This window comes from Micromonospora sp. CNZ295 (assembly GCF_004217535.1).
Window position 1 is genome coordinate 4,130,868 of record NZ_SHKZ01000001.1, and the last position, 10,595, is coordinate 4,141,462.

Below are 10,595 nucleotides of genomic sequence, written 5' to 3' on the forward strand. Positions count from 1 at the left end.
TGCGACACACCCTACGCCGTCGCGCGCGGAACCGGGCCCGGTGCCGGTGCTGCCCCGGCCCACGGCACGCCCAGGGGGCCCGGCTGGCGGGGTGCCGGCAGCCCGGCGCCCTCGACCCGGTGGCGCTCCTGCTTGACCCGGTACAGGCGTTGGTCGGCGGCCTGCATCAGCGCCTCCAGGGTCGTCCCGTCGTACGGCGCGGTGGCCCACCCGATGCTGACGCTGGCCTGCTGACCGACCGCGGCGTCGACGCGGGCGGCCACCGACTGCGCCAGGGCGGCGTCGGCGTCGGCCAGGACCACGACGAACTCGTCCCCACCGATGCGGGCGACCACGTCGTCCGCGCGCACCGTCCGGCGTACGGCGGCCACGGTCGACTGCAGCAACTGGTCACCGACGGCGTGCCCATGCAGGTCGTTGACCTGCTTGAAGTCATCCAGGTCGAGGCAGAGCAGCGACGGGCCGGGCCGACACCGGGGCGCGAACAGGGTCGCGGCGAACTCGGCGAGACCACGCCGGTTGAGCGCTCCGGTGAGCGGGTCCAGGGTGGCCAGGGCGCGCAGCTGGGAGCGCTGCCGGGCCAGCTTGCGGGCCTGCGTGGAGCAGACCGAGATCAGTCCCACCATGCCGGCGACGTTGATGAAGAGGTGGCCGGGCCGCAACGGTTGGCCCATCGCGGCCACCACGACGTACGTGCCGACGATCAGCACCTCGACCGCGATCATCAGCCGCAGGCGGGGGGTCTGGGTGGCGACGAAGACCGTGGTGGTCAGGAAGCCCAGTGCGGCGGGGGCGTCGGCGCCGCCGTCCCAGTGCGCGCCGAGAGCCACCGCGGCGAGCGTGACCAGCAGGATGCTGAACGAGACCCGGTACCCCACCGTCTTCCTGGTCACCCGCCGGGCGGCCCACAGGCCGACCACGCCCGCCGCTATCCCGGCGAAGTACACGGCCAGCATCCGGTCACGGTTCGGCTGGTCGAGGGTCAGCAGGCAGTAGAGGACGGCGACCCCGTGTGAGACCACGTGCAGGGCCGCGCTGAGCCGCATGCGGCGGCGGCGCTCGTTCACCGACTACCCTCCGCACATACCGCGCCCGGTTTGCGTTGCCGGGGTGACGCACGAGCGAAATCGGTCGAAGTGGCGGGGTCCCTTGGCGAGGCCGCTCCGACGTGGCACCGTGCCACCTGCACATTGAATGGTGTGGCGGAGGTCACCGTCAAGACCCATTGCCGGGAATGGACACCGAGAGTCACGGCGACCGGGCATTCTACGCATGATGCGACTCAACGGGCCCGGCCGTCATGGTGCCGGACTGCTGCTGCTCGCGGCGGTGCCGCCGATGGTGGAGATGGCGGCCCTGGTCGCGCTCGGGTTCTTCGCCGCCCAACCGCTGGCGCCCCAGGCGACCGCGGTCTGGCCGTACGACTCGTACCACGATCTGCGCTGGCTGCTCGTCTACCACAACTCCTGGACGACGTTCGTGCTCGGCCTGGTGGCCGTCGTCGTCGCTCGCGGCCTGCTGACCGCCTGGCTGACCGCGCTGGCCTGGCCCGAGGAGCAACCCCGGCCGCCGGCGCGCTGGCTGGTGCGGCGCAACCTGGAGGTCGCGGCGATCGCCATCCTGATCATCTCGCCGTGGGCGGCGATCTCCGTCGCGTTCTCCGCGGTCGCGCTCTCCTGGTACCTGTTCGCCTCCGTGGTCCCGATGATCCTCATCGCGCCGTTCCTCCAGCGGGCGGGCGTCGTGCACCGCTGGTGGAAGGGCCTGCCCTCGGTCGCGCTGCTGGGCTGGTCGCTGCTGAACTTCGTGGTCCTCACCCTGGCCGGCGCCGTGATCATGACCGTGCCGGACTGGTTGCGGATCCTGGTGGCCGGGCTGGCCGGCGTGGTGAACGGCCTGCTCTGGCGGCGCACGGTGCTCGCCGCCGTGCGGCACCAGAGCCGGGTCCGCTGGGCGCGGGTGCCGGTGGCGCCGATCGCGATCGTCCTGACGATGGTCGCCGCGGTCGGGGCGCCGCCGCTGATCGGGGTCGCCTCCGGCACGACGGGCGTCTGGACCCCGCCGTTCGTCCGGCAGCCGCTGCCGGAGCGGGTGCCGCACGCGGTGATCGTCCTGGCCGGCTTCGACTCGAGCTGGGACGGCGAGCCGGCGGTGGACCCCCGCGTGCAGCGCTTCTCGTACGCCGGGATCGACGCCTCGGGCCGCCCCCTGCCGTACCGGTCGAAGGACACCCACCGGTCGCTGGACTCCAGCGCGGCGCTGCTCGACGCACAGGTCAACGCCCTGCACAAGCGGACCGGCCGGCAGGTCGCGCTGGCGGGGGAGAGCGAGGGCGCCCTGGTCATCCGAACCTATCTGGACAAGCTGCCGGACCGGCCGGTGTCGGCGGCGCTGCTGTTCAGCCCGCTCATCTGGCCTGCCCGTGCCTACTACCCGCCGCCCGGGTACGAGGGGTGGGGGGTGGCGGCGGGCTGGGAGCTGCGGGCCATCGCGGCCGTGACGAACCTGTTCAACAAGGTCGACACCGGGCCGGACGAGCCGTTCATCCGGTCCGTGATCGTCGAGGCGCCGTTCTACCGCAACCGCATCCTCTGCCCGGCGCCCGGCGTCCGCATGATCGCGTTCCTGCCGCTGGTCGGCGCGGCCGAGGCACCGCCCGGCGAGTACAGCCGGATCCCCGTCGTCGAGGTCCCCGCCCTGCACGGTGGCCTGCTCAACCGGAGCGACGTCTACGACGAGGCCGTCGACTTCCTGGCCGGCGAGCCGGTGGACCAGCCTCTCGGCGTCTACGAGGTGCTGCAGCGGCTCAGCGCGGCCTGGCAGGCGCCGCCGCTCGTCCTCGACCTCAACCCGCTCTGGACCGACATCCGGGAAGGGGACCCGGCGCTGAGCGGCCGGATCTGCGAGGCCCGCTGACCGGCGTGCCGCCGGGTTGCGCCACCCGGGCCCGGTCGCGTCTGATCGACGGATCCCCTACGCAGAGGAGACCTCCCGGATGGCTGACTTCGTCGGCGCGGTGGACCAGGGCACCACCAGCACCCGCTTCATGATCTTCGACCACGGTGGCAACGAGATCGGCCGCCACCAGCTCGAGCACCAGCAGATCCTGCCGCGGGCCGGGTGGGTCGAGCACAACCCGGTGGAGATCTGGGAGCGGACGCAGACCGTCATCCAGACGGCGATGAACGAACGCGGCCTCGCGGCCGCCGACCTCGCCGCGCTGGGCGTCACCAACCAGCGCGAGACCACGGTGGTGTGGAACCGGCGCACCGGCCGGCCGTACTACAACGCCATCGTCTGGCAGGACACCCGTACCGACCGGATCGCCGCGGCGCTGGAACGCGAGGGCAAGGGCGACGTGATCCGCCGCCGGGCCGGCCTGCCGCCGGCGACCTACTTCGCCGGCGGCAAGATCCAGTGGATCCTGGAGAACGTCGACGGCGTCCGGGCGGCCGCCGAGCGCGGCGAGGCCGTCTTCGGCACCACCGACACCTGGCTGCTCTGGAACCTCACCGGCGGCACCGACGGCGGCGTGCACGTCACCGACCCGACCAACGCCAGCCGCACCATGCTGATGGACCTGGAGACGCTGGACTGGGACGACGAGCTGCTGTCCTTCTTCGGCATCCCCCGCGCCATGCTGCCGCGCATCCGGCCCTCGTCGGACCCGGCCTCGTACGGGACCACCGCCCCGCACGGCCCGTTCACCGGCCCGGTTCCGCTCACCGGCGACCTCGGCGACCAGCAGGCGGCCACCGTCGGGCAGGTCTGCTTCGCCCCCGGCGAGGCGAAGAACACCTACGGCACCGGCAACTTCATGCTGCTCAGCACCGGCACCGACATCGTCCGGTCCCGGTCCGGCCTGCTCACCACGGTCTGCTACCGGTTCGGCGACCAGGCGCCGGTCTACGCCCTGGAGGGCTCGATCGCCGTCACCGGCTCGGCCGTGCAGTGGCTGCGCGACCAGCTCAAGATCATCAGCAGTGCGGCGCAGAGTGAGATCCTCGCCCGCCAGGTGGACGACAACGGCGGGGTGTACTTCGTACCGGCGTTCTCCGGGCTGTTCGCGCCGTACTGGCGCTCCGACGCGCGGGGCGCGATCGTCGGCCTGTCCCGCTACAACACCGATGCCCACATCGCCCGCGCCACGCTCGAGTCGATCTGCTACCAGAGCCGGGACGTCGCCGAGGCCATGGAGCGGGACTCCGGCGTACGCCTGGAGTGCCTGAAGGTCGACGGCGGCGTCACCGTCAACGACCTGTGCATGCAGTTGCAGGCCGACATCCTGGGCGTGCCGGTGAGCCGCCCGGTGGTGGCCGAGACCACCGCGCTCGGCGCCGCCTACGCCGCCGGCCTCGCCGTCGGCTTCTGGCAGAACACCGACGAGCTGCGCGAGAACTGGAACGAGAGCCGGCGCTGGCAGCCCACCTGGTCGGCCGAGCAGCGGGAGAGCGGGTACGCCCGCTGGAAGAAGGCCGTGCAGCGCACCCTCGACTGGGTCGACGTCGACTGAGCGCACCGGGTTGACCGGGCACTTCCCCGACCGCAGGCGTCAAGAAGGGGCCCTTCCATCGGTTTTTCCGCATCGCGAGTGGGAACGCCCGGTCCGTGTCGCAGCACGATCTGTCCACCGCCGTGCCGAGGCGGCTCACGCCCGTGGCCGGCGCGCCGCTGTGGTGCGACGCCCGCGACCACGGGCTGAAGGGCGACGGCGTGACAAACGACCAGCCCGCCCTCGCGGCGCTGGTGGACCGGCTCGGCGAAGGGTACGCGGCCGACGGGCGGGCACGGGTGATCTACTGCCCGCCCGGCATCTACTCGATCCGCGACGCCGGAACGGTGTGGCGCAGCGGCGTGTCGCTGATCGGCGCCGGCCCGGCGGCGACCCGGTTCCTGCTCAGCAACGCGGGAGACCGGTCCAACCCGGTGCCGCTGGCGTACTGGACGACCGTGCAGCACGGCGCGGACCGGGACCGGCACGTCGCCGAGTGCACCTTCGCCGACTTCGAGATCGACGGCTCCGGTGTGGCGATGACCGAGTACAGCTACCTCGCCAAGGGCCTCGGCCTGCAGTACGTCGTCCGGGGCCTGTTCCGCAACCTGTACATCCACCACACCGGCGCCACCGGGCTCGGCTGCGACTTCCTGCAGGACACGCTGATCGACGGGGTCGTGGTGGTCGGCTGCGGGCGCCTGGACAACGGCCTGCAGATGGGCGGCGCCGGCATCGGTATCGGCGTGGGCGGCTGGGGCGAGATCGAGCGCTGCACCATCGCCAACTGCACCACGATCGGCAACGGCACCAACGGGATCTTCCTGGAGCTGCAGAAACCGGACTGGACGCCGCCGCGCGGCTACCGGATCGTCGGCTGCCACAGCCAGGCCAACCGGTTCGGCATCTCCGACTGGGGCGCCGACGGACTGGTCGTCTCGGCCTGCACCCTGACCGGCAACCTGGAGGCGGGCTTCGACGTCTCCGCCAACGGCACCGCCGGCGTCGCCGGCCGCGGTGGGCTGCTGGTCGACTGCGTCATCGACCGCAACGTCGGCGACGGCATCAGCATGGGCAACACGCCGGGCCCGTACACGATCCGGGGCAACCGGATCTCCGGCAACGGCGGGTACGGCTACCACGAACACGACCTCGGCAACGGCTACCGGGGCCCGGCCAGGGCCGTGGTGATCGAGGGCAACGACCTCGCCGACAACAGCCTGGACGCGATCCGGGTCGACCGCCCCATGGTCGACGCGTTCGTGGTGGGCAACCGGATCCGGGACAACGGCCGCCGCTGCGCCCCGGCCGGCAGCGGATCCGGGGCCTCGGTCCGGTACGGGCGCAAGAGCATGACCGACGTCGGGGCGGACTGGCCGCCCGACGGGCACCGGGGCAAGGTGCTGCGGGTCGGCAGCCGCACCGCGGTGGTGGCCGGCAACACCGCCACCCAGCTCATCCTCGCCGAGTCGCGGCCGGACGCCGCCACCGCCTGGAACGAGGACGTGCCGCCGCCGGGCAGCCGGTACGACCTGCCGGCCCCGCCGGCACCGCGGGCCGGGATCACGATCAACGCGGCGGTGGACGCCGCGACGGTGCGCGGCAACCGGGTGTGGGACAGCGGCCACGACACCCAGACGTACGGGCTGTGGGTGACCGGGCGGGGCAGCTGCGTGGACTGCCGGATCGAGGACAACGACCTGGCCGGCAACGCCGGGGAGGACGTCCGCCTGGACACCCCGCCGGTGGGCGGCCGGTGGAGCCGCAACCACACCGACGACGGCTGACGGCCTACCGCCGCCACCCCCGGGCGTCGAGCAGCTGGTCCAGCGTCACCGCGGTGGTGATCAGGGCCAGGTGGCTGAACGCCTGCGGGAAGTTGCCGATCTGCTGCCCGGTCAGGGCGATCTCCTCCGCGTACAGGCGCAGGTGGTTGCTGAACGTGAACATCTTCTCGAACACCAGACGGGCATCCTCCAGCCGGCCGGAGCAGGCCAGCGCGGCCACGTACCAGAAGGTGCACATGTTGAACGTGCCCTCGTCGCCGGGCAGCCCGTCCGGCGCCTCCGACGGCTTGTACCGGTGCACCAGGCTGTCCGAGACCAGGCCCTCGTCGATCGCGTGGAGCGTGGACTGCCACAGCGGATCGCTCGGCGTGATGAACCCGACCGACGGCATGATGAGCAGCGAGGCGTCGAGCACGTCCTCCCCGTACGCCTGCACGAACGCGCGGCGGCCCCGGTGGTAGCCCCGCGCCATGATCTGGTTGTAGATGGCGTCCCGGTGCTGGTACCAGCGGGACAGGTCGGCGGGCCGGCCGGAGCGGAAGGCGAGCCGGATCGCCCGGTCGAACGCCACCCACGACATCAGCCGGCCGAACGTGTAGTCGCGGGGGTGGCTGCGGCTCTCCCAGATGCCCGCGTCGGGCTGGTCCCAGTTGTCGCAGAGCCAGTCGACCATCCGCACCGTGCTGCGCCAGACCTGGTGCGAGGCGCGGATGCCCTGCTCGTCGGCGAGCAGCATGGCGTCCAGGGCCTCGCCGTGGATGTCGAGCTGGAGCTGGTCGGCCGCGCCGTTGCCGATGCGCACCGGCCCCGAACCGAGATAGCCCTCCAGGTGGTCGAGGACCTCCTCGTGCAGGTCGGAGGAGCCGTCCACCCGGTACATGATCTTCAGCGGCGCGGCGCTGTTGCCGGCCTCGCGGACCCGCTCGTCGAGCCAGTCGGTGTACCGGGTGGCCTCCTCGGTGAAGCCCAGGCCGAGCAGGGCGCGCACCGAGAAGGAGGTGTCGCGGATCCAGGTGTAGCGGTAGTCCCAGTTGCGGGCGCCCCCGAGCTCCTCCGGCAGCGAGGCGGTCGGTGCGGCGATCATCGCGCCGGTCGGCGCGTACGTCATCAGCTTCAGGGTGATCGCCGACCGCTCCACCATGTCCCGCCACCGGCCGGTGTACCGGGACCGCTCGAGCCACCGGCGCCAGTAGTCGCGGGTCGCCTCGAACAGCTCCTGGATCTCGCCGAAGGGGATGATCCGCGGTCCGTCCGGGCAGGCGGTCTCCATGACGACCGCCGCGCTGTCGTTCTCGTGCATGGTGGTGAAGGCGAGCAGGTCCGCGTCGAGATCCTGGATCGTCTCGACCGGGAGGGTCCGCCCGTCGGGACGGGACAGGTGCAGGGTCAGGCTCCCCGACGGGGCGCGAAAGACGGCGCCGTCGGGCAGGATGGCGAGTTCGTGCTGTTCCCGGCCGTAGTCGAACCGGGGGCGGCACAGGGTGCGGAAGCGCATGTCGCCGCGGACCATGTTGATGATCCGCACGATCCGGTGCCGGTCGGTGGCCTGCTCGCCGGTCACCGGCATGAAGTCGACGATTTCGCCGACGCCGTCGGCGCTGATGAACCGGGTGATCAGGATCGGGGTGTCGGGCAGGTAGAGCTGCTTGCTCACGTACCGCACGCCGTCCGGCACGATCGAGAAGTAGCCGCCGCGCACCCGGTCCAGGAGCCCGGCGAAGATGCTCGGCGAGTCGAACCGCGGGGCACAGAACCAATCGATCGTTCCCTTGCGGGTGACCAGGGCGGCGGTCTGGAGGTCACCGATGAGGCCGTGGTCCTCGATGGCCGGGTACTCCTCCAAAGCCGGCCTCCCCGCTCGCTCACGACACCCTCGACCGGAGGCTAGACCGGCACGTCGCGAGTCGGCCGCGGATCCGGGGACGGGCCACCCGGACGGGGGGACGCGGTGCCCGGCGGCCGGCGCCGCCGGGCACCGCCGGCGCCCTACCGCCAGGTGATGTCCGAGGCCGAGTAGCGGCAGTTGACGCCGTCCGCTCCGGAGCCGATCTCCGTCGGCTCGTCGCCCTTGGGCACACCCCGGTACTTGACGCAGATCCGCGTCTTCCGGTCGGGGTCGTCGAGGACGGTGATCCGGCTGAACCGGGCGGTGTCGCCCCAGTTGGTGTTGATGCCGGCCAGCGCGCCGGTGCGCGTCGCGGTGACGTTGTCCATCACGACGTGCCGCTGGTACGACGTCGAGCAGTTGCCGCAGGCCCGGTAGAGCTTGCCGGCGTTCTCCACCCGGAAGTTGCGGATGTAGACGGTGCCCGAGCCGTTGTGCTGGAACACCTTGTCGCTGGCCGCGCGGGCGCCCCCGCCGTCGACGGTGTACGTGGTGCCGCCGCGGAAGGTCGCGGCGTCCTCGCCGTTGACGAACCCGCGGATGGTGCTGCCGCTGGTCTCGATCCGCAGCGTGTACCAGGTGCCGGTGCCGGCGCCGACGGACGCCGATCCGATGACCCGGATCTGGCTGCCGTTGACGGCTTGGAGCTCCGCCCGGCCGGAGCCGAGCAGCGCCAGCCGGTACATCTTGGTGCTGCCGGCCGCGCGGGCGGCCAACCCGACCAGGCTGCTGGAGGAGCCGAACGACAGCGGCTTGACCCGGGCCTGGACCTGGTAGTCGGTCCAGCTGGTCTGGCCGGCGAACTGGCGGGCCAGTTCGCTGTCCGCCTTGGACTGGCGGAGCACGCCGGAGCCGTCGGTGACGACCGACCAGTCGCCGCCGGACTTCGACCAGCCGCCGGCGTCGCCGTCGTCGAAGTTGTCGGTGAAGACCGTCGCGGCGAAGGCCGACGAGAGGCCGACGGCCAGGACGGTGGCGGTGACCGCCGCGGCCAGCGCCCGTCGGGGCGTACGTCTCAGGTGCACGGTTCTCTCCCGGGGCGGTGGTGGACGGGGAGCGGTTCAGCGGAGCAGGCGGTCGGCGCCGGCGAACGCGCCGACCACGAACGGCACGGCCACGGCGGGTAGCACCGGCCCGTGCCGCAGGACGGGTGTCCAGCCGGCGTCGCCGGACAGGTCCGGCTCGTGCTCGGCGTTGTACGCGGCGACCAGGTCGACCGGGCGGGCCCGCCCTCCGGCCGGGTCGACGACGTTGCCCCGGGTGGTGACCGCGGTGCCACCCCAGTCGTGGAGCAGGTCCGCGGCGGTGATCCCGGCACCGAGCGTGAAGTGGTTGTTCTCGACGTGGGTGGCCGACTGGACGCCCACCCCGATGGCGTACTCGAAGCCGTCGCCGGCGAGCCGGTAGTGGTTGTTGTAGACATCGACCTGGCCGAAGCGGACCCGGGGCAGTCGCTGCAGGGTGCCGTCGAAGAGGTTGTGGTGCAGGGTGACGTTCAGCCGCCCGACGTCCGGGCCGACCGTGTTCGACGAGCCGATCAGCAGCACCTTGTCCCGCCCGACGAACCGGTTCCAGGACGCGGTGACCAGGCTCGCGGTGTGGGTGACGTCCAGCGAGCCGTCGTGCACCTGGTACGGCCGGCCGAAGTACACCGGCTGGGCGCTGTCCGGGTTGTCGCCGTCGGTGAAGGTGTTGTGGTCGATCCAGACGTTCTCGCTGCGGCGTACGGAGACCTGGTCGAACTGCGAGTTCCAGTTGCCGGCGTCGCCGTCGGTGGGGGACCAGGCGGGGAAGCAGTCCCGGGCGTCGTCGAAGGTCAGGTTGCGGACGATCACGTTGTCCGCGCTGTCGATCATCAGGGTCAGCCCCCTGAACCGGGCCCCGCCCAGCCCGATGATGGTGGTGTTCGGGCCGACGTTGATCTGGGTCTGCCGGGTCTGGTTCGCCACCGAGCGGACCCGGGCCGCCTCCAGGGGCCCGCTGGGCGCCACCCGCCCCCACACCCCCGGGTCGTACGCGGCGAGGTACGCGGCCAGCGAGTACTCCGGGTCGGCCAGGTCGGCGCACTCCAGCACCGTGCCGTCGGCGGCCTCGAAGCCGTTCACCTCGCCGTCCACGTAGATGATCTTCGGGGTCGCGTTGGCGCGGTTCGTCGCGTTGTCGCCGCCGAGCGCGTCGACCAGCTCGGCGCGGGTGGCGACGACGTGCACCTGGTCGGAGGCGGCCGCCGCGCCGCCGGTGGTCCCCGGCCCGGCGGCGGCCCAGCCGTCGGCGGCCGGCAGGGCCTGCCGGCCGAGCATCCGGGCGACCGGTCCGAGCCGGTCCCCGGTGGCCTCCGGAGCGGCCACCGCCGCACCGGGCACCAGCACCAGCGTCGCGACGACCAGCGTCGCGGCCACTCCGGGTCTCCGCATGATTCCACCGCCTGTTC

General features: G+C 72.3%; 7 protein-coding genes. 3 read left to right on the plus strand and 4 right to left on the minus strand.

Annotated elements, in window-relative coordinates; all coding sequences use genetic code 11:
• Positions 1–11: 11 nt before the first annotated feature.
• Complete coding sequence (locus tag EV376_RS19345; protein ID WP_130325212.1) at positions 12–1,067, minus strand: diguanylate cyclase; 1,056 nt, start codon at positions 1,065–1,067, stop codon at positions 12–14.
• A gap of 208 nt (positions 1,068–1,275) precedes the next feature.
• Between EV376_RS19345 and EV376_RS19350 the strand changes: the two genes are divergently transcribed.
• From EV376_RS19350 to EV376_RS19360, 3 genes are all read left to right on the plus strand, one after another.
• On the plus strand, positions 1,276–2,916 hold the full coding sequence (locus EV376_RS19350) for an alpha/beta fold hydrolase (RefSeq protein WP_486482701.1): 1,641 nt from the start codon (positions 1,276–1,278) through the stop codon (positions 2,914–2,916).
• A 79-nt stretch (positions 2,917–2,995) separates the two neighbouring features.
• Positions 2,996–4,513 carry a glycerol kinase GlpK gene (gene glpK / locus EV376_RS19355; protein WP_130325216.1) on the plus strand — a complete coding sequence of 506 codons (1,518 nt, stop codon included), beginning with the start codon at positions 2,996–2,998 and terminating at the stop codon, positions 4,511–4,513.
• Between the two features lie 95 nt (positions 4,514–4,608).
• A complete protein-coding gene (locus tag EV376_RS19360; protein ID WP_130325218.1) occupies positions 4,609–6,279 on the plus strand; it encodes a right-handed parallel beta-helix repeat-containing protein in 1,671 nt (556 codons plus the stop codon).
• Positions 6,280–6,283: 4 nt separating this feature from the next.
• On the opposite strand, the gene EV376_RS19365 is transcribed toward EV376_RS19360, so the two are convergent.
• From EV376_RS19365 to EV376_RS19375, 3 genes are all read right to left on the minus strand, one after another.
• Positions 6,284–8,122, minus strand: a complete 1,839-nt coding sequence (locus EV376_RS19365; RefSeq protein ID WP_130325220.1) for a glycoside hydrolase family 15 protein — start codon at positions 8,120–8,122, stop codon at positions 6,284–6,286.
• A gap of 143 nt (positions 8,123–8,265) precedes the next feature.
• Positions 8,266–9,189 carry a pectate lyase gene (locus EV376_RS30495; protein WP_207228224.1) on the minus strand — a complete coding sequence of 308 codons (924 nt, stop codon included), beginning with the start codon at positions 9,187–9,189 and terminating at the stop codon, positions 8,266–8,268.
• A gap of 36 nt (positions 9,190–9,225) precedes the next feature.
• Positions 9,226–10,578 carry a pectate lyase family protein gene (locus tag EV376_RS19375; RefSeq protein ID WP_130325222.1) on the minus strand — a complete coding sequence of 451 codons (1,353 nt, stop codon included), beginning with the start codon at positions 10,576–10,578 and terminating at the stop codon, positions 9,226–9,228.
• Positions 10,579–10,595 lie beyond the last annotated feature (17 nt).